A 341-nucleotide genomic window follows, 5' to 3' on the forward strand; every position below is an offset into this window, starting at 1 on the left:
TGGGCACGGGGAGCGCGGCCAGTGTGGTGTCGGGCCGCATCTCGTACACCTTCGGTCTGGAGGGCCCCGCGGTGACGGTGGACACTGCGTGTTCGTCGTCGTTGGTGGCGCTGCACCTCGCGGTGCAGGCGTTGCGTCAGGGCGAGTGTGATTTGGCGTTGGCCGGTGGGGTGTCGGTGATGTCGACGCCGGGTGCGTTTGTGGAGTTCAGCCGTCAGCGTGGTCTTGCTCCTGATGGGCGTTGTAAGCCGTTCGCGGAGGGTGCGGATGGTACGGGTTGGTCTGAGGGTGTGGGCATGCTGCTGGTGGAGCGGCTGTCGGACGCGCGGAGGAACGGCCAC

At 67.4% G+C, this 341-nt stretch carries 1 protein-coding gene; it reads left to right on the top strand.

The window, feature by feature from the left end; genetic code table 11:
* A partial coding sequence (locus VT50_RS37440) for a beta-ketoacyl synthase N-terminal-like domain-containing protein (protein ID WP_143645362.1) occupies nt 1-341 on the top strand: 341 nt, incomplete at both ends.

It is taken from the genome of Streptomyces antioxidans (genome assembly GCF_000968685.2).
In the GTDB taxonomy this organism is placed as follows: domain Bacteria; phylum Actinomycetota; class Actinomycetes; order Streptomycetales; family Streptomycetaceae; genus Streptomyces; species Streptomyces antioxidans.